Origin of the sequence: Saccharicrinis aurantiacus (assembly GCF_947489045.1) — a bacterium.
GTDB classification, from domain to species: Bacteria; Bacteroidota; Bacteroidia; order Bacteroidales; family Marinilabiliaceae; genus Saccharicrinis; species Saccharicrinis aurantiacus.
This window is the reverse complement of sequence record NZ_CANLCN010000022.1, coordinates 23,253-43,472: the sequence shown is the minus strand read 5'-3', so window position 1 is coordinate 43,472 and position 20,220 is coordinate 23,253. Positions and strand designations below refer to the sequence as shown.

The 20,220-nt window shown below is 34.2% G+C and carries 15 protein-coding genes; all 15 read right to left on the bottom strand.

The window, feature by feature from the left end; genetic code table 11:
- Positions 1-51: 51 nt before the first annotated feature.
- The 15 genes from QMO11_RS18975 to QMO11_RS18905 all read right to left on the bottom strand — a co-directional run bounded on the left by QMO11_RS18975 (position 52) and on the right by QMO11_RS18905 (position 19,956).
- Positions 52-1,218: an outer membrane protein assembly factor BamB family protein gene (locus QMO11_RS18975; protein ID WP_282039237.1), complete on the bottom strand. Its 1,167-nt coding sequence runs from the start codon at positions 1,216-1,218 to the stop codon at positions 52-54.
- A 12-nt stretch (positions 1,219-1,230) separates the two neighbouring features.
- Positions 1,231-1,632 (bottom strand): hypothetical protein, encoded by a 402-nt coding sequence (locus QMO11_RS18970; protein ID WP_282039236.1) that lies wholly within the window; start codon positions 1,630-1,632, stop codon positions 1,231-1,233.
- Between the two features lie 193 nt (positions 1,633-1,825).
- A complete protein-coding gene (locus QMO11_RS18965; protein WP_282039234.1) occupies positions 1,826-2,662 on the bottom strand; it encodes a hypothetical protein in 837 nt (278 codons plus the stop codon).
- Positions 2,652-2,840 (bottom strand): hypothetical protein, encoded by a 189-nt coding sequence (locus tag QMO11_RS18960; RefSeq protein ID WP_282039232.1) that lies wholly within the window; start codon positions 2,838-2,840, stop codon positions 2,652-2,654. The genes QMO11_RS18965 and QMO11_RS18960 overlap by 11 nt, the downstream gene beginning before the upstream one ends.
- On the bottom strand, positions 2,837-3,091 hold the full coding sequence (locus QMO11_RS18955) for a hypothetical protein (RefSeq protein ID WP_282039231.1): 255 nt from the start codon (positions 3,089-3,091) through the stop codon (positions 2,837-2,839). Before QMO11_RS18955 ends, QMO11_RS18960 begins: the two co-directional genes overlap by 4 nt.
- Positions 3,092-3,167: 76 nt before the next feature.
- Entirely contained in the window at positions 3,168-4,202 is a 1,035-nt protein-coding gene (locus tag QMO11_RS18950) for a beta propeller repeat protein (protein ID WP_282039229.1), read from the bottom strand.
- A 275-nt stretch (positions 4,203-4,477) separates the two neighbouring features.
- The gene (locus QMO11_RS18945) at positions 4,478-6,094 is read right to left on the bottom strand and encodes an outer membrane protein assembly factor BamB family protein (protein ID WP_282039228.1); all 1,617 of its coding nucleotides are present in this window, start codon (positions 6,092-6,094) and stop codon (positions 4,478-4,480) included.
- 15 nt (positions 6,095-6,109) lie between these two features.
- Complete coding sequence (locus QMO11_RS18940; protein ID WP_282039226.1) at positions 6,110-7,417, bottom strand: hypothetical protein; 1,308 nt, start codon at positions 7,415-7,417, stop codon at positions 6,110-6,112.
- Position 7,418: 1 nt separating this feature from the next.
- Positions 7,419-8,459 carry a type VI secretion system tube protein TssD gene (gene tssD / locus QMO11_RS18935; protein WP_282039224.1) on the bottom strand — a complete coding sequence of 347 codons (1,041 nt, stop codon included), beginning with the start codon at positions 8,457-8,459 and terminating at the stop codon, positions 7,419-7,421.
- Positions 8,460-8,860: 401 nt separating this feature from the next.
- The gene (locus tag QMO11_RS18930; protein WP_282039222.1) at positions 8,861-9,937 is read right to left on the bottom strand and encodes a methyl-accepting chemotaxis protein; all 1,077 of its coding nucleotides are present in this window, start codon (positions 9,935-9,937) and stop codon (positions 8,861-8,863) included.
- 168 nt (positions 9,938-10,105) lie between these two features.
- On the bottom strand, positions 10,106-10,936 hold the full coding sequence (locus QMO11_RS18925) for a glycoside hydrolase family 2 protein (RefSeq protein WP_282039220.1): 831 nt from the start codon (positions 10,934-10,936) through the stop codon (positions 10,106-10,108).
- Between the two features lie 147 nt (positions 10,937-11,083).
- Positions 11,084-13,282 carry a T9SS type A sorting domain-containing protein gene (locus tag QMO11_RS18920; protein WP_282039219.1) on the bottom strand — a complete coding sequence of 733 codons (2,199 nt, stop codon included), beginning with the start codon at positions 13,280-13,282 and terminating at the stop codon, positions 11,084-11,086.
- Between the two features lie 133 nt (positions 13,283-13,415).
- Positions 13,416-14,984, bottom strand: coding sequence for a hypothetical protein (locus QMO11_RS18915; protein ID WP_282039218.1), 1,569 nt, complete (start codon positions 14,982-14,984; stop codon positions 13,416-13,418).
- A 24-nt stretch (positions 14,985-15,008) separates the two neighbouring features.
- Positions 15,009-16,829, bottom strand: coding sequence for a RagB/SusD family nutrient uptake outer membrane protein (locus QMO11_RS18910; protein WP_282039217.1), 1,821 nt, complete (start codon positions 16,827-16,829; stop codon positions 15,009-15,011).
- 13 nt (positions 16,830-16,842) lie between these two features.
- Positions 16,843-19,956 carry a SusC/RagA family TonB-linked outer membrane protein gene (locus QMO11_RS18905; RefSeq protein WP_282039215.1) on the bottom strand — a complete coding sequence of 1,038 codons (3,114 nt, stop codon included), beginning with the start codon at positions 19,954-19,956 and terminating at the stop codon, positions 16,843-16,845.
- Positions 19,957-20,220 lie beyond the last annotated feature (264 nt).

The following is a 20,220-nucleotide window of genomic DNA, read 5'->3' as shown; positions in this document are numbered from 1 at the left end:
TTAATACGGCATCCACTAAAACAAGGCCACTCTTGGTTCTTTAAAAAGAAACTACTTTTGCTTAATTTTCTTATTAACATCCAAAGCAACCAAAGTACCTAGGGTTGTACCAAAGTACAGTATGCCATCTTCCTCAACTAAGTTGGACGATATTTTACAACGTGCATCAAATTCCCATAGCAGTTTCCCTTTTTTTGTATCATAGCATTTTATTTTGCCACTATGTGTGGGTAAATAAAATTTACCATTGCTATAAAGCAACCTATCGCGAGGTATAGCAAACCTCCCATCATCAGATTCAGATTCTATGGTAAGGTTACGTTGTGGTTTTTTAAAGTTAATAATTTTACAATATCTTGATGTTAATTTTACGCATCCTGCATCTGTAGCGATAAATCGATGACAAGGTACAGAATCGGATTCGCTATAACATATTTTACCATTTTTACTATTAACTACGATGAGTGTGTCTCGCATAGAGTCTCGTATCAATAACCTGTTTTCAATAGGGTATACCGATGGTGTAGAATAAACATCGGTCCATAAAGTCTTTTTTTTGGTAGGATTGTAATATCGCACTGTATCATCTATCTCTGAAGAAAGTACCTCGCCACGTAAAATTGAAATTATATTACCCTTATACATGGATAGGCGAGTGTATGAAAACGGTAAGTTTAAACTATCGGGCAAAGCGGTTTCGTTATTTATCAGATAATCTTGCCCATCGCTATGTACAAAAGGTGACGAAGTATTGGGATTATTACGGTATTGATATACTAATTTTGAACTATCATTTTGCCAATATAAACTTCCATCGTTCTTGTTTATGGCACGTAATATTTTATCAAAACCAAATAAGATTATATGATCTTTTGTGAAGTTGAAGCTTTTGGTAACATAGTGCTCGTATGTTTTTTTCCATTTTAAAGTTTTACTTTTTGCATTGTAACAATGCAACTTGTTATTCATATAAACAAATATATGATTATCACTAACTCCTATTTGAATGCCCATATTCTTTGAGCCTAAATAAACAGAACCTTCATATAGCTTTTGCATAGAATAATGCATCCTATTCTCAGCTTCTTCAACTCTGTAAAGTGAATCGTATTCGCGTAATTTTTTTGTATAGTATGCAGCCCAATCTGTTTCTTGGGCACAAATTTTATTACTACTAATTACACTAAGCAACATAATTAAATAAAATGATATTTTCATAATCTTAGTTTTTTACCTCGGATAAACATCACTATACCTTGTTCTGCATACGTTATTGGGCTGATCTGCGGCCATGTAGTTTACAAACGAAGGTTTAAAGCCAAATATATCCTCAGCAGCAGACTCTCTCACTATTCGTATTGATGTAAATTCTATATTCTTATCGAAGAAACCTTCATTTTCTTCTTGTTTGTACTGAAATAAGAAATGAGAGAATTCAGGAAAAATCAAATTACGTCCTTTATCATGAGAAGCTAGTATTTCCCAAGGAATACCACAGGCAGCAAGGGCTCTTTCGCTAAACTCAGCGAATTGTCTTGCCCAAAAGTCATTTCCCAAAGCAATAAAAGCCGTAACAGCAAAGCCAGGCCCTGTGCCAAAACAACTGCCAACTCCTGATAAAAGATTATCCATGATTGTGTCTTTATTATGGGCATCTTTTAAAGATAAAACTACATCAACCAATTGAAAACCTGATTTAGTACGCTTTAAACCGAATACGCCTATTGCGGTACTCTCTATCGCCGGTATATATTTTTGGTTCTAAGGCACCTTTTCCGTCTATCTTTTGCAAAAGGCTAGATCTATTTCTTTATAAAATAGATCTTCATTCTGTCAACTCTATCTGCTCTTTAAAATATTTTTTCAGATATGGTTTAAGCTCATCAAACGTAAAGAATAAATCAAACCCGGGTTCGTACCCTTTAGCCCCCCATGGATAGTCATACGAAAATAGGAACCTTATACCACCAACGCTACTCTGATTTAAAACCAATATAAAATCATTCATGTGATGAAAGTTGTATTCAAAACTATACTCTTCAAAAAAATCAATAAATTCAGGATAATATTTGTTTAAGATGATTTCCTCTTCTACTGTTTTGGCTACCTCCTTTTTTATCAACTCTAATAACTTGTACTGATTTTTTATACTGAAAATACTATCGAGCTCTAAAAAAGCCATTGTCATTAAATTGATAGTGTAGTTACTATTAAAAGTGGTAGCATAATTATAAATATTCCACTCATGGCGTACACTAAATATGTTATTCGAATTATAATTTATGGTAAAATTATGATCAACTAACTGGGTTAATTCGTTCTGCTTGCATACAATACCTAAGGAATCAATCACTTCAGACAACATCACTTCGAAAGGCATGCTGGAATAATCTTTATTAATTGGTAAATCACTGATATTATTAGTCGATTCTAAACTTAAATGAAGAAAGAAATAATTCAACTTACTAGCAATGGTTTTATCTGAAGAAGTTATTTGTAAATAACGATACGGATAAGCATTTAAATAATCTATTGAACAGGGAATTGTATCTGTTTTTTGTGAAACTGATAATGAATCTTTTTGTTTTGAATAAGTCTTATTTGGGAGAAACAAGAAAACCATTATAGCAAAAACACAATAAATTGCTTTATTACTTCTCATCACTAACATTGGTATTAATTGGTACAATATCCATACTTAATTCGACTTGTAAAGTTAATCCTATGGGTTTCATTTTTTTCAAAGGTTCTTCAGTCAGGTTCTTTAATAATCTCTCTGCAGCAATATCTTTTAAGTTATAGTTTACAGATTTATTTTCCTTGTTTCTAATTTTTTTCATTTTATCCTTTGACAAAACCACATGGCAGATTGAACTCTATAAATAACATTACTGCTATCAGCAAGTTTATAAAAATTACATTCAAGAATAACTAAATTAATAACCTTACAGAAATCTATATACCCCTCTGGATCTCCTGGTATATCAATAAAATCTATTCCTTTCCAATTCATATTTTTTTCTCTTTTTGTGCAAAAAATAAAAGCAAATGCAATTATTAGTAATACGCTTATTTTTACTGCAAATTTCATGAGTTCTGTATCAAGTATTTTATACAAAAAGAAAAGAGTCCACCTTAAATTAAAATGGACTCTCATGTTTATAAAGTTATTCTGTAATCTGACGAATACCTAGGCGTGCTCCTCTTTCTTCGCGTTTTGCTCTTATGTATCCTATTTCTGCATAAACTTGCCCTTTACCGTAATAGCCAATAGGGCTTGGGGTAACAAAGAAATCACGTAGTTTCTCGGTATGCCATGTTTTGCCTCTATCCTCACTATATATATAATTAAACCATGATCCATCTTGATTCATTGCATGAATATAGTCTCCATGCACAGCCACATCTGTATACCTTTTAATACCCTTTGGGAGCTTTATAATTTCATTAGTTTCTATAAACTTTATATGGCTTTTATAGTCAGATTTATCCTTTTTAAACGATACATATAGTTGTTTTTTACATGTACTGACATTAACATATAACTGATGCTTATAACTTTCAGGAAATACATCTGTAGCAATTATTTCTTCTTTTCCTAAAGCAAAATTATACCTTATATACTGGTTTTGGTACAAATATTCTACCTCATGTTCTGATACAATTCTGGATATATTAATATCATAATCCGGATAATGTGCAAACCTATGCCAGGTTATACCTCCATCGATAGTATATTTATTTATTGCCTTGTTGATATTATTATCGTAAAAACAAGCAACTCCTATATCTTTATTTAAAAAATCGATTTTATAGATATTTACATTATCATAAGTCCCAACTATCTCCCAATTTTCAAATGTAGCATCGCCCTTTACTAAATATGAAGACCACCCTTTATTACCTGTATCAACAACCACATAAAAAGTACTATCAATATTTATTGCAAGCTCGCAAACTCCTTTGCCGAGTATAGTTTTCTTAATGTTTTCACCGCCATCATTAGATGAAAATACTATTGCATCAGAACCTGTATCTGGCACAGAATCGAGAGATTGAGGTAAGTTGCTCCCAACAATAATAAATTGCTTCTCCGTTACGCCTAATATTACCTTCATATCGTAATTACTTAATGCAGAAGCAAAACCCATATACATTGATTCTCCTGGTATATCAATAAAATCTATTCCTTTCCAATTCATATTTTTTTCTCTTTTTGTGCAAAAAATAAAAGCAAATGCAATTATTAGTAATACGCTTATTCTTACTGCAAATTTCATGAGTTCTGTATCAAGTATTTTATACAAAAAGAAAAGAGTCCACCTTAAATTAAAATGGACTCTCATGTTTATAAAGTTATTCTGTAATCTGACGAATACCTAGGCGTGCTCCTCTTTCTTCGCGGTTTGCTCTGATGTATCCTATTTCTGCATAAAATTGCCCTTTATTATTTCAATCTGAAAAAAATTAACAGTTATCAGTCATTAGTTTCCTCTAATATTTTAGCTGTGAAATAAACTTTATCGAAATCACTTTTTATGGTATACCCCGTTAGATTGTTATCCTTAACTATTTCGCCATTATACATTACAACTCTGCCTGGCATGGTAAATTTAATAGCTAACTTCTCGCCAATGGCATTTTTTGTTTTAATGTAAAGTACAAAATCTCCTATTATATCCTTTTCATCCCACTCTTCACCTGTTGTTGTTCTATAACTTGTTGATATTAATACTGGCTTGGGTTCTTCTTTTTCTTCTTCTTTCTTCTCCTCGGGGAAACTCAGCATGGCGGGTTCCCATTTCTTTTTATCATTTTTTTTACTCACGTCTATGGCTACTAATCCCTCAGCATCGGTAAAGTACAAAATATCATTTTCTACCACCAAATTTGAGGTAATCTTTGAATAGGAAGGAAATTCCCATTCTATATCACCTGTTTTACTGTTAAAAGCTGTGATAACATTTTTCTTTGTGATTACATAAACAGTATGCTCTTTTAGGTATATCGTTCTATCATAAGGCCAAGTAATACATTCTTCTTTGAGAAATGAATGCGTCCATCCTTTGCGAGGATGTTTTATATTACTATACTCAATTTTATATTTTGAATGCCTTTTAATAAAACCATTATTTGAAGGGTAAAAGAACCCACTTTTAATATGAGATTGCTTTGTTTTACCATTCTTGATATTTATTACAGAAAGGTTTTCGTTACCATCATCTAACCACAATAGATCATCTGTGATGTACATAGAATGATACCTACTAAACGGTTTGCCTATATTGCTTTTTTGCCATTGTAACTTACCCGTTATTTTATTAGTGCAAGTAATAGTCCTATTTGTATAACTATTTCCTTTTCCATCAACTGCATTATGTTGATGCATAACAATTTCGTATTCTTTATGATTGAAAATTAGTGTTGGGATAGGTTCGTTACGCTTTATTAATTCTCCCGATCTATCATTTATTTCGTATAATTGATTGTTCCTATTAATAAATGGTAAATTTGAATATGAAGGATCTGCAGTCATTATGTATTGAGCACTATCAATAGACCATATTAACGATCCACTGGCTTTACTATAGGCATTTATATTAAAATAAGGAAGTATAATTAGGCTATCGGATTGTATTACATTCCCACTCATCTTATCATATCTACAATCTGATTTCCATAAAATTTCACGGGTATCAGTATTAATTGACCACATTAAATGATTATTCTGTAGAAATAAATTATTCCCATCTATTGCTAATGTAGTTCTATTTAAAAAAGAAGATGATATAATTGTACCTAAGAACCTTATATGTTTAGTATATAAAGAATCTCGTTGTTGAATTTTCCGATCAACAATGGAATCATATTCTACATCTTTGTATTTGCGCCATGCATCTAGAAAACCCTGACGTGCATCCTGATACTCTTGGGTCATTTTTGGTATTGAATCTGCTCTAATCTGTTTAAATAGAGCAAGCTTCTGTTTTAAATCAGACTTTAAAGAATCTAACTGAGAAACTGATTGCCCATTCACTGCACAGGGTAACAAACAAAGTATTACGCCTAGTATTATATATTTTATTTTCATCATTAAACTAAATACTAATTAATAACATCGTGTACGGCACACATCTATTGGGTTATCAGGCATATAGTAATTTACAAAGGCTGGTTCAAATCCAAATATTTCTTCTGCAGTATTTATATCCGTTATTCGAATTGAGGTAGCCTGAATATCCTTATTTTTATAACGCTCATTTGCCTCTGTTTTATATACTAACATTAATGGCGTCAATCTCGTATTATTTTTAATATCACAAATAGCCCTCCATTCTAAACCACACGAATTCACCAAACTTTCATTCAAATCATTCTCAAAATTATCCCAAAAATCATTGCCTAGGGTTAAAAAAGCAGACACTGCAAAACCTGGTCCTGTTCCAAAACATGCTCCTACACCTGATAGTAAATTATCCATCATCGCATCCTTATTATGAGCATCTTTTAAACTAAGAACAGCATCTACCAATTGAACACCTGATTTAGTACGCTTTAAGAAATTTGATTTTGTCATTTTTTCTATAAACTCGCCTTTACGTACACATTTTTTGGCAGCATTTAAATCGTTATTGAGCAAGGGCTTTATTTCCTTATTTAATTTATACGTTTTAAGCATATCCTTTTCAAAACTTACTTTTTCAAGCTTTTTGGCACTAATAAAGTCATCTATTTTTGCCCAATTATTTTTTATTTCTTGCACTTGATTTTTAGATGCTCCCAAAGCTTGCAATATTTTCTTGCGTTTTTGACCACTAAAATCACCTGTTTTTATATAATGTTCAGCATTTATAAGTGTAGTTCCAATTATAGCCTTGCCCTTATTGTTAAAATAACTTTTCACATATGCTAAAGTAAGTTCTGCTATATCCTGGCTAGCTTTAAATTTTGAAAAGTGATTTATAACAATTTCGCTTGCTATTTCTTTCGGATTATTTACCTCTTCTTCAAGCCAACCTTCATCCTCAAGCATATTAAACACCGCCTCTTCTTTAAGCGCAAACATTCTTCTTTGGTAGTATTTATATACTGTTGCTATAATAAAACGGGCTTCTTCTTCAATAGCAACAATAGCAGTACCTTTGAATAAATCATTAACAAAATCGGCACAATATATTACTCCTGAGAAATCATCTTTTTCATCTCCCTCCTCATAAAAAGATTCATTTTCTATATTGAATGGATTTCGCTTATCTTCATCGTTAATTAAAACATCAATACGTGTTCTACATATATACGCTATTATTTCTTGCAAACCACCTCCTTGCATATCGGAGTTTTCTTTAAGGTCGCTACCATTCCAACTATCTTTAATTTGGGAGTGAGATTCAAAACTTACGTCTATTATATCGGCCATTTTATTTTAATTTAGGTTTAGCTACTAATGTTATGCTATCTTCATTACTTTGGATGGTATGTGTAAATGAGTTATTCTCCAATATTACTCCATTGTGCTCTATTACTCTATTGGGCATACCTAGATTTACTATTACGTTCTCGCCAATTGCATTGGATGTTTTTATATAAACAATAAATTCTCCGTGGTCTATATATTTAGTCCAAGGTTTACCATCTACACTTTGACATTCTACTTGTAGTAATTCAGGTAGTAGTTCTTCCACTGGCTCATCCTGCGCTACTGGCCCGGGGCCAAAGGCCTTATCGTTAGGGGTTATATCGGTAACTTTCCACACTTTTTCGTGTTCGGCACTGCGGTTACGCGTAATACCTGGCGATAAACGCAGGTTCATCATCATGGCGGTGCTTCCTATGGCCGTCATTTGCTCACCTACACCAACACAATAGCAATCCCAAAACTCTATTTTAAAAGCTTGGTCGAGGTCGCCATCGTAAAACACCAGTTTACCTTGTTTGGTATTGCCCTGCAATAGCCACTCGTACAAAAAGTCGTCGTCGCCAGTACTTTGCAGTTGCATATTAAAAACACCCCCAATTTTATTCATATTTAGTTTAGCCGTTGGATTGTCCAATGGCCTTAGGTATTTATCGTAGTTATAGCTAAAGTTAGGGGCTATACCGTAATCTAAACCTGCCTTATGGCGTGCCAATGCCAAGCTATTATAATAGGCTGTTTCATATATCTCATCGCCAAATTCACCTAAACTATTGCTAAATAACTCAGGAGGGCTAAAAAATGAAGATTCTAATTGGCGCTTACATTCGGCTTCTAATTTTTCATCAAGTAAACTAGGCCTAATAGTGGGTACATTATGGCCTTTTGCTTTTACTTTATCTGCATCGCCCGCTTTATAAGGGAAGTTTTTTTGCAGAAACTGCCTGTACAATTGTTTATCTACTTCTACAGGACAGAAATACTCATAGTGCAGCGTTGATATCCAACGCTCGTGGCTATTAACCACTAGTTTTATTTTATACATAAGTTTTGGGAAATGGGTAAGATACTATTGTATTTGGCATTTGAGTTTGGGATAAAATCTTTTACTAAATTTGGTAGTACAAGTATAACATAAGATTTTATAATTAACAAAGATATACTCTGCATTTCAACAGCTTTAAGCCTCAAAACTAGCTACTTTGATACAAAAACCACATAAAACGTAGTTAACACATACAAGCAAACGCTTGTTTTTATTGACTTCTGCTCATTTTCATTTAAAAGCTATGACTAAGTAATTAAAAAATGAGTTTTTACAACTGAAGATCAACACATCACTATCAAAGCTCCTCGTTATAATGGCATGAGTCCACTAGGGTGGTAATTATTTAATAATTTGAAACCAACATGAAAGAAATTTCAATAACAAAACCTATTCTTATTTCAATTGGCCACTTTGTATAAATCAACCGTTGTGTTAAGGTCTTTTATGTAGTTTGTAAAAGCGCCAAAGGTATCGTTAATATAATCTACTGTGGAATTTAAGTTTTTAATGGCTTCAAGTAATTCGTTACCTTCATCAAGGTTGGATAAAGAGGCCAATTCAATGGTGGCAAAAGCATCCTGAAATGTTCTATTCTGAAGTAAATTCTTATCAAACTGACTTACTATGGTATTATTCTCTTTTTCAGTTTGTATAAGTTCATCACGCAAAGTGTTAAAGATATTTTCCACCTCTACAACTGATACTGAAATACTCTCTGCTAATTTACGAACTTCGTTTGCGACTACAGAAAAGCTTCGCCCATGTACACCCGCTTTAGCAGCTTCGATACTGGCATTTAATGCCAAGAGATTAGTTTGAAATGCAATATCCTTAATAAATTTCACTATATCATTAATGTCTTCTATTTGGTTACCTAATTTGGCTACCACGGAAGAAAAGGCGTGAATACTATTCGATGTATTTTTAATGTTAGTAGTTGCCGAATTTAACGATTGTTTGGTAGTTAATACCTTATCTTGTATTGTTTTTGATTGGTCGTTTGCTTTATATACCGACGAGGTAACCTGCACTATAGTAGCGTTTAAATTATCAATGGAGCCATCCACATTTTTTTTATCACCCGAGATATTACTTGCGGTTCCTGAAATTACTTTTATTTCGTTTACGAACTCATTTAAACGCTTAATAGCTGTATTAAAACCATCGGCTATTTCACCAACGGCATCGTTACTATCAATATCAACAAAAACAGAAATATCGCGATTGGAAATTTTACTAGCCACCACAGAAATCTTCAATAATTGCTTGATGAGAATAATCTTCACAAACCAAAAACTAACAGCTCCCACGGTTATTCCTGCAGCAATACATCCTAATAAAAAAAATGGAAAAAGACCCTCTTTCCATTCTACAAAAGCACTTGCATATACTGGGAATATAAAGCCCATTGTAATGCCAAAGCCCATCATATAAATAAATAATTTACGTAGGATACTAGCAGATTTACTTTTCATAAGTTAAGCTTTTAGGTGTTTGAATACCAAAAGATAACAATTTAACCTGAACTTATTTTAATCCACAATGCATAATATTACGAATAACATGATTTTCTTTATTAACTTCAATTAGGAATTAATCCCTGAGATGTTCCTTGCTTTTATATTCCCAATGTATTTAACTTTTTACTTTAGCTTAAGCTCTGTTTGATATACATCAACGAGCTTTTTATTTGAGTATATTTTAGTCATGGCTAAATAGGGATCGGTCTTTTTTCCGTTTGGAGATGACAAACTATTAAAAGGAAGCGCTTGTTTTAAAATAGTTTTTCCAGGTTTAAGGATATAACCGTGGTTATTAAGCTCTAATATTGGTTTCTCATGGGCATCAAAAACCTCTGTTACAACATCAACCGTTTGGTGGTTTGAATAAGCGTTATAAAGATTAATGCTTAACTGATAACTCGATTGACTATTTGCTGATTCTACCCTATTTAAATGAGTTCCTTCTATGGGAATATGTAGCTTATTAAGCTTAACCAAACACACATTTTTACACATGCCCGCGGTATCGTTAAGCGATGGCACCAATTTAAACATTACCTCATTCACTCTTCCATCACTTGTTATATAGTTGCTTATATCGTAATAAAAAGATGAATCTCTGCTTTGCCTATTATCTAGCTTATGGCCGTTTATCCAATATTCTGAATCATCAGATACGCCACTAAACCATAAATAGGCTTTTTGATTATATGATAGATTAAGATTAAAATGCTTTTTATAATAGGCTACTTTTTGAGCTAATTGAGACGATACTTGGGGTTGATGCCAAGTATGAGGAAAATTGACTAATTCCCATACACTATTTTGAGACGCATTAAGTGTAGATATTGTATTATCTGAAAACGTAAAATACCAATTTTGGTTAAAATCGAAATTACGTTTAAAAGGCTCTTGTTCTTTACACGATATAAGAACAAATAGGAGCAGGAATAGAATAAAACCATTTTTCATGAGATTTTATTTTTTACGCTTTAGTTTAAAAACACCTAAAATCCGCAAGGAATCATCTATTGCACATTCAAACATCACTTCCTTGCTGAATTTAGATAATCATTGGCCATACCAAAACCTAATTTCGGAGATGGTATGTTGATTTCATTACCTTCTAATCAATATCTTTTGACTATGCAGTCCTGTTTTTGAATGCACAACTACTACATAAACTCCATTAGCATAATCGCCAATGGGTATTCTTGAATTTGATTGATTGATATTCTGCGACAATATTTTTTGTCCTTGCACAGTAAATAATTCTAGCTTTTCTATTTGTTGCGAACCCAAACTTGAAACTTCTATAAAGGATGATGCTGGGTTTGGTTTAAGGCTAAATTCAGATTGCTTAATGGGTTTAACTGCGGTATCCTTTTGTAGGGTTCTATCAATTTCTCTTGAAAAAGAAAATGCCTGTAAAGCCACACTTGATATATAGCCTCCATCATCAGAAAATTTAACCGATATATTGTTATCCGTATCTAATAATTCATATGGAACTGCTACCTCAAGCACGCCAAAGAAGGTATCACGATCTTTCTGGTCATCACCTTTATAATCTTTTATTACATCTAAAGGCACACCATTAAAATCTATACTAGGGTAGATTTCTTTACCATGATTACGACCTACCCCAATTCGCAAAATAGCTTCTCCATAATCTGATGTAGATACATTTTTAATTTCAAAATGATTAGCCGTATTGGCTGCTATTGGTTTATAGTATTCTGTAGCGTAATATTTTACTTCGTTTGAAGTTTCATCAATTACAACATCATCCGCAAAAGTATACTCAAGTACCAAGGTGGCCTCAGGAGCCATTTCAATAGCATCTGGTAAATTATTATAAACCTCCTCTGTTATTACAGGGCTGTCCTTATCTGTTGTTCCGTTTAAATGGTGGTGTTTCGCTTTTAAGGATTGAATGGCATTTCCTTCAATTCTAATATTAACCTTAACCTTATAATTCTCAGTTAAATCTAAACTATTTACGATTACATACACTTTATTACCATCTACATAACTATCGGTAAGTACATCTAAAACATTTGGTTTAGAATCTACTCTGATACCTTTTACATCCTTCCACAGTTCGTAGGTTTGTACCATTTCAGAATACACCCAAGTTCCGGTATAGCTGGCAGGTTCATCCTCTCTACGTAACAAGCGATGATTATAAGTATCATTAACTCCATTTGTACCCCAATCGGCTTTAACGGGTAAAAAGTTGATGGTTTTATTAATAATATTGGCACGGCTCATAAACTGCATCATCATACTGTTAACCGATTTTAAGTGTAACCAATCGCGGTAAGGCGACCAGGCACCGAAATAATCGTGCATTTGTGCACCATACTCCGATATCATAAATGGTTTTACCTCGTCAAACGATAGGTAGCTGTATTGCTCCATCATATCGAAGGTAGCTTCCATTTGAGCACCTTTACGATACTTTTGTTTGCCATTATTTATGGATGGAAAATCATAAAGGTGAATAGTCCAGTAATCAGAGTTTTCACCTGCTATATCCATGTATAGTTTCCATCTTTCTTCCCATTGTTGAAAATCGTTTTTTTCGATATCTGGAAAAGCTGTACAGAAACCACCTACCAAAACATCATCATTGTATTTTTTAATTTCTTTGGATACTGCATTATGAAACTCAAAAACCTCTTCGGGAGTATTGGTTTTATCCATATCAACCAAATGCCAAAGTGGCTCGTTAATCACCTCGCAGTATTTAGGTTTAACTTTTCCTGTTGTTCCTCCTGTGCCATAGTACTCTTTTAAATAGCGCCCCATAAATTCACCAGTGGCAGTTCCAAAAGGTTCTTCATCTGTATCTGTTTGCGAAAATGCCCAATCGTTATAGCCCATCTTTTGTCCGTCGGGCCAAAAGGGATGAAGTTGTGCACATAGTATTTGATCGTTTCTATGTTCGTAAGGGTGCCATTCTGTTTTAGCAGCATAATTATTTTTTTCGCGAGTTGCATTCGTTACTATATTGGCCGGATCGGCAAAACCCTCGCGAGCCGGATCTTCTTTGGTCCAATAGTTTAATTGCCATTGAATGCCTCCCGTGTTTCTACCTAGGTATACATCATATCCATTTAAAAAGTGATCGCGTAAATCATCGGTAAAGTTTGGTCCATAATTATCATCCCATTCATTTTCGCCAACATCAGCATGGATGGTTACAAATTTATTTCTATCGAAACTTGATACTTCTCCGAGTATATGTTTAACATCAACATTAACATCAACCGTTACCGTATCTGTATCGGCAGCTTTAATTGTGTTACTCATGAAAAAGCACAGAAGTAGTAAGCTGTATTTTAAGTAACTCTTCATCATGTGAAATATGTGTTAGTGATTGCTTTTACCCATAAAACCGGAAAGGCAAAGCCTTTCCGGTGTATATAAATAGATGTGATGATGATTATCTATCCTCTGTTTCTGAAATACCTATCTCGTCAAGATAAACTTTCAATTGTCCTCCATTTCCTTGGTTATTACCTCTGATTTGGAACGAGTTTAAGCCCGCACCTGGTGAAGCAACTACAAAAGAAGAGTAAACCCATTTTCCGACTGGGAATTCATCATTAAATACCGGACATCCTGGTACTGACCAATCAGTACTTGTTGCCCAATAGTAACGTAAATCAACACCTGCAGGATCATTGATAGCACCTAAGTCTTCAACATAAACCCAACAGCTAACTCTATAATTAACCCCGGCTTTAAGCTCAAATTGCCCCCAAACATCACCTGTTTTTTGACCGGCAATCATTCCGCCACCTGGCTCCATTACTATATACGAAGACTTAGCTCCAGAATAAGCTTTTGCATCAGTAATATCCATAGTGTATGCATCCCAAGGAGCACCCCACCATAAATAATTCCAGTCATCGTTCGTAGTTGTTTCAAAGCTATAATCAAAGCCTGATCCTTCAAGAATATTGGCACGTATAAACTCAACATCAGCTGCAAATGTTTCTACTTTGGTGTAGCTAACCGACTCTAAATTACCTACAGCATCATCGTAGTTAACAACTACATTATCGCTACTGTATAGATCTTGATTTAAATTAAGGTAAACGATGTTTTTAAGATCCGCATCTTGTGTTATACTAGAAACAGATACACCAATAGACTGGCTTCCATTTGTAACATCTAATACAAAAGCACTAGTCGGACAGGTTGAAACGTCGTTTAACTCAGAATCAAACTCAAGAGTAATTTGATTTCTCTTTTCCTTTGTATTCTTAGTTGACAATAATAATATTGGATCTTCAGTATTGGCTAATACTTTTACGTAATCCATATAAAGTATTGTATCTACACTCCATTCATTCTTTGCCACTAATTGCATATCGTATGTTCCAACACTAATAAAGCGATGACTAATAGTATCACCTTTATAAGATGTAAGAACTCCTGCGTCACTAACAAAATTATACTGTACTTCATTAGGTTCACCAGTTCCGCCATATTCAAATACAACCGGACGACCTGCTAATACTTCATTCAACGCACCATTCTTATTTTCAAATACATTCTCTGTTTTAAGATCTGTTGCTGTAAAGCTCGCTTTAACAGAATCAACAATTGTTATTGTTAATTCCGTATTAAATTCATCCACATCAAGCTGTTCTCCTTGCGCATAAACCGGTCCGTTAAACTTTTGTGCCAAAGGAATTTTATATTCCCCGGGTTTTGTAAAACGTACTTTAACAACACTTTCGTCAGATGTTGTAATAAAAGTAGAATCAGCATCTAAAACTACACCTTCTGGGAAAGTCCACTCTCTACTAGATACGCCTCTTGATAGATCAATAAGGTCAAACGATTCATAGATTTGCGTATAGTTTTGGCCCGTACCAAACGAAGTTTTAATAAACGAATGATTTGGCTCTTCTGATGGGATTTCATACTCATCGTTACACGACCAAAGTAGAACTAAAGCCAAAGAGAGCACCCATGCTATTTTATGATTTATTTTTTTCATTTCTTGTCTTTTAATGATGAATTATTAATCAATAACACGATTAGATGTACGTTCCTGTGCAGGAATTGGGAAGAAATCGTGGTTTGCTGAAGAGTAGTTTTGAACAGGCACTTTAAAGTCTTCCCTTACTCTCTGATTTAAGTACAATGGCCATTGTCTTGGAGCTGTTGCCGGAATAGCCCATGAATCCTTATCTGGGTCATACACCATTAGCATATTATAGATTTTAGCTTCTTCTGTAGCGCGTGCTTCAAGTACATTTTTAACCATACCCCAACGTACTAAATCAAACCATCTGTGTCCTTCGAAAGCAAGTTCTACAGGACGCTCAACCATTTTTATGTGGTTCAATAAATTGGCTGCATTCCAAGCAACAAGCGGATATGTTGATAATTCGTTAGCAAAACGAGAAACACTTAAGTTAGGGATTTGACCACCATACATTGTTTTATACTTTTCTAAAGTAATAACGGCAGCTCTTCTTCTTAACTCATCAACATAAAACATGGCTTCATCTAAAGCATTAGCTCCATCTTTTTCAAGAATTGCTTCGGCATACATTAGGTAAACATCAGCTAAGCGAATCATTCTGAAGTTAATTCCTGAACGACAATCATTATCTGAATCTTCAGCATCTAAATAATTCCAACCCGTCCATTTTTTCACTTTAGAACCTTGTCCGAATGAGAAATTGGCTTTACTTTTTTCATCATCAGTTTCTAGTAAAGGTGCATTGTAATAACGCTCACCTTCTTCACCCCAGTTATTCTCTGTTCCACGCTCGTTTAATACTACGATTGAACCAAAAGTACGTGACGAAACGAATTTGCCTTCATTGCGAGCATCAGTTACATCCATTGAGTCTCCTGATACAAAAAGCTCTTGCAACCAATAGGTTGGCAAACAAGTATTATATCCACCAGCACCAGTAATACTAGCAAAGGCTGAAGATATTGAAGTAGCCTCTGAACCTGAAGTTCCGTGAATATCATCTACTCTACCTCCAGGTGTTCCTGGTTTAAATTGATCTGAGTACGAAATTTCAAGTATCGATTCTTTATTAAACTCATTGTCGGCAGTGAAATTATCCATATAGTTATCCACTAAACCATAAACCGTTTTTTCATCAATAACTTCTTTGAGATACATGGCTGCATTAGCCCAATCTTTTTGGTATAAGTAAGTTTTACCTAGCATTGCTGTAGCAGCTCCCCAAGTATATTTGCCAGTAAACTTTTTATCTTCCCAAACTTTTGGCAAATAGGTACGAGCAAACTCAAAATCAGGAATTACCATATTTGTAATCACCTCACTACCTTCTGTTAGCGGTTTATGTAACTCCTCATCAGTAAGAGGCATCACATCGTGCACAACTGCTGTATTAAAGTTGGCTACCAATAAAAAGTAGTTTAAACCTCTCACAAACTTGGCTTGTGCAGCAATCACATTTTTTTCATCCTCTGTATAAAAATCCACTTTCTCTAAATAGTAAAGAACCTGGTTTGCTCTGAATACACCAATGTATAACTCAGACCATTTTGCAATAACACTTGGTGAAGCATCATTCCATGTATACTGACTGTATTGCAGGTCATTTCCATACCACGATTCTGCACCGGCCAAATCAGTTTTCATCATGTTCATCACGTTATCTCTACCACTAATGCTGCTAAATTGTAATGCACTATATAAGGCATTAAGAGCATAATCAAAATCCTGTCTGCTATTCCAGAAAGAATCTGTTGTCATTGCATTGGGATTTACTTGTGTAAGTAAATCATCCTCACAGCTTGAAAAGCTTGTGGCAACAACAAGACTAATAACTATATACTTTAATATTTTCATTGCGTTCTAAAATTTAAAAGTCAATTTGTACTCCCATTAAAAACTTACGAGAAACTGGATAATTTCCTTTATCGATACCTCTATTAGATACTCCATTACCACCAATCTCAGGATCGTAACCTTCATACTTTGTGAATGTTAATGGGTTTTGAGCAGTAATATAAAAACGTAATTTATCTATGTTACCGTTAAACACACTCTTTGGTAGTGTATAACCAAATGATAGATTACGCAAACGAAGGAAAGAACCATCTTCTAACCAATAATCTGATCTAGTACGGAAGTTATCATGCGTATCGCTTGTTCTGGCTGCCATAATATCAGAATTAGTATTGGCAGGAGTCCACATGTAGTATAAATCTTTATGACGGTTATTACTGTATGCAAATAACTTAGAGCCATTATAAACTTTATTACCATGCGAATAATATAATTGCATGCTAAAGTCAAAACCTTTGTAATCTAAATTCGCAATTAAACCAGCTTCAAATACTGGCATACCTGAACCTTGATAAGTTCTATCATTATCATCAATTACACCATCACCATTTACATCAACATACTTTAAGTCACCTAATTGAGCGTTAGGCTGAATAGGATTACCATCAACACTATGAGCTTCTAACTCAGCTTGCGTTTGAAATATTCCATCTGTTGGGATTAAGAAAAAGGCTCCAGCTTCGTAACCCGGACGCATATAAGTAGTAACATCTTGCACTGTTGCTCTCCAAGTACCAGGCTTACTATCCCCTAAAGGAATTTCATCAAGATCAGATCCCAAATCAGTAATTTCGTTTATGTTTTTAGTAAATGTTCCTGTGATTTGCCAATTTAAACCGCTTTTTGTTCTTGACTTATAATAAGATGATAACTCAACCCCTTTATTAGTCATGTTACCTACATTAACCATACGTGTACTGTACGAACTATTCCAATCGTTAGGAACTGTTGTACCTGTAGATAATGGAATTGGTACTTGCAACAACATATTACGCTTATCGTTCTGATAAAGATCAGCAGTAAAATTAAATTTACCTTTAAACATTAATAAGTCGACACCAATATTACGAGAAAGATTTGTTTCCCACTGCACATCAGGGTTTGCGTATCCTCTTTGGATAGCACCTGCACCTAAATTATGGTCAGAACTGGTTTCTGCAGCCCAAGGGTAATCAATATTTGCATCAACATAAGCAGCATATAAATATGGAGGAATACCTTGGTTACCAACTTCTCCATAACTAGCACGTAATTTCAGGTTTTGTACAGATTCTAAATTATCCATAAAACCTTCTTCACTAATATTCCAACCAGCAGATACCCCTGGGAATGTAGCATAACGGTGGTCGTTACCAAAGTTAGAAGATCCATCGTGACGAACACTTGCAGAGAATAAATACTTCTCATCATAATTGTATTGAACACGCAATAACTTACCTACAATTCCTTGTGTATTTTCTGTACCATTTGTTGCTGTTGGTGTTTTACCACCATCAAATACAGGTACTGTATTACTTACCCAATCCACTTTACGTGCAATTGTATTTTTGTAATTTGTTTCCTCACGAGTATAACCAGCAATAGCACCTACACTATGTTTTCCGAATGTTTTGCTATAATTTAATAAGAACTCCATTGTAGTTTTGCGAGAAGTAGTATACGTTTCTTCTAAAACAGCTTCGTTTCTACTACCCAACTCATTTGGATTTCCTTCTACATCATATACTAGGTACTGAGGTTGCCAAAAACTTCTTTGGTATGCCCAATAGTTATAACCTAAATTCGATTGTAATGAAAGTCCATCCATTAATTCAAATTTCAAGTTAGTTGCAAAATTGTAACTATCCTCTTTTCTAATATCATCCTGAGTTAACAGTTTTGATAAAAAACTAACATGATCAGGGTTATTACCCGGAATAACTACTGTATTTTCAGTTGTTTCATAGTCTGCCAAAGGTGGACGATAAGGACCTTGGAAAATTGCAAACTCATATAAACTATACGGCTCAACTTCTTTTTCAGAATGCATTAATCCTAAACTAACAAAAGCTTCAAAGCGTCCCTTTTTCATATTTGCATTGGCACGTGTATTAAAACGTTCGTAACCTGACTGAATTAAAACACCATCTTGCTCAAAGTAGTTAGCATTTACATTAAAGGTAACATCCTCTTTACCACCCGACATTGTAATACTATGATTTTGAATACTTGCGTTATTGTTTGTAATACGATCAACAAAATCAGTATTATAATCCATTGCATCAGGGTTATAAAACAGAATATTAGAAACACCACCAGCTGCCGCTTGATTCATTTCATCAACATAAATATGTTCTGGCGTATTTAATAAAGGCGTACCTGAAGTAATATTCTGAATACCATAGTATGATGATAAACTTACTTTTGTTTTACCTGCTTTACCTCTTTTTGTAGTAATTAAAATAACACCATTAGATGCACGAGTACCGTATACTGCAGCTGCTGCACCATCCTTAAGAATATCCACTGTTGCAATATCCTCAGAAGCAATATTTGGATTACTATTATAAGGAATACCATCCACAACATATAAAGGAGATGATGTACCATTGATAGAACCTAGTCCACGAATTTGAATATTCGCTTCCTCACCTGGTCGACCACTACTTTCAGTTACATTAACACCAGCAACTTGTCCTTGTAGGGATTTGGTAAAATCTGAAGCTACAATCTTAGTCATCTCTTCAGTTTTAATTTGAGCAACAGCACCTGTTAACTCTTTCTTTTTCTGAACACCATAACCAACGGCTACAACTTCATCTAAAGAAACAACATCGGGAGCTAAAGAAACGCTTAACGATGTTTTACCAGCTACATCAACACTCTTAGTTTGGTATCCTATAAAAGAGAATCCTAATTGAGCATCGCTAGCAGCACTAATATTATACTGTCCGTCAATGTTAGTAATTGTACCATTTGTTGTGCCTACGATATATACACTAACACCAGGGATAGGATCTCCTGTTTCCCCATCCGAAACAACCCCTGTTATTTCTAAATTCTGGGCCAACACTGAAACACTGTTCATGGAAAAGAGAACTGCTAGTACTAGCAATACCCGCCATGCATTTGTTTTCATTCTTTTCATAAAACTCTTAATTTTTGGTTTAAATCCATTTTTCATCTTAGATCGAGCATTAAGTCTTCGAATCATGTTAACAAATGTAAATAGGTATTAAACAGTGTTACGGTCGTATTTTGTCGTTTGAAAGTCGCTATTTGAACACATAGGGGGCAATAGGAAACCATGGGTAGGTATTTGATACCTACTAAGTAGGTAGAAGGCCGCATTACTTTCTAAAAACTTTACACGCTTTACTAAATAGACAATAAAATTTATAATTTTGGGATT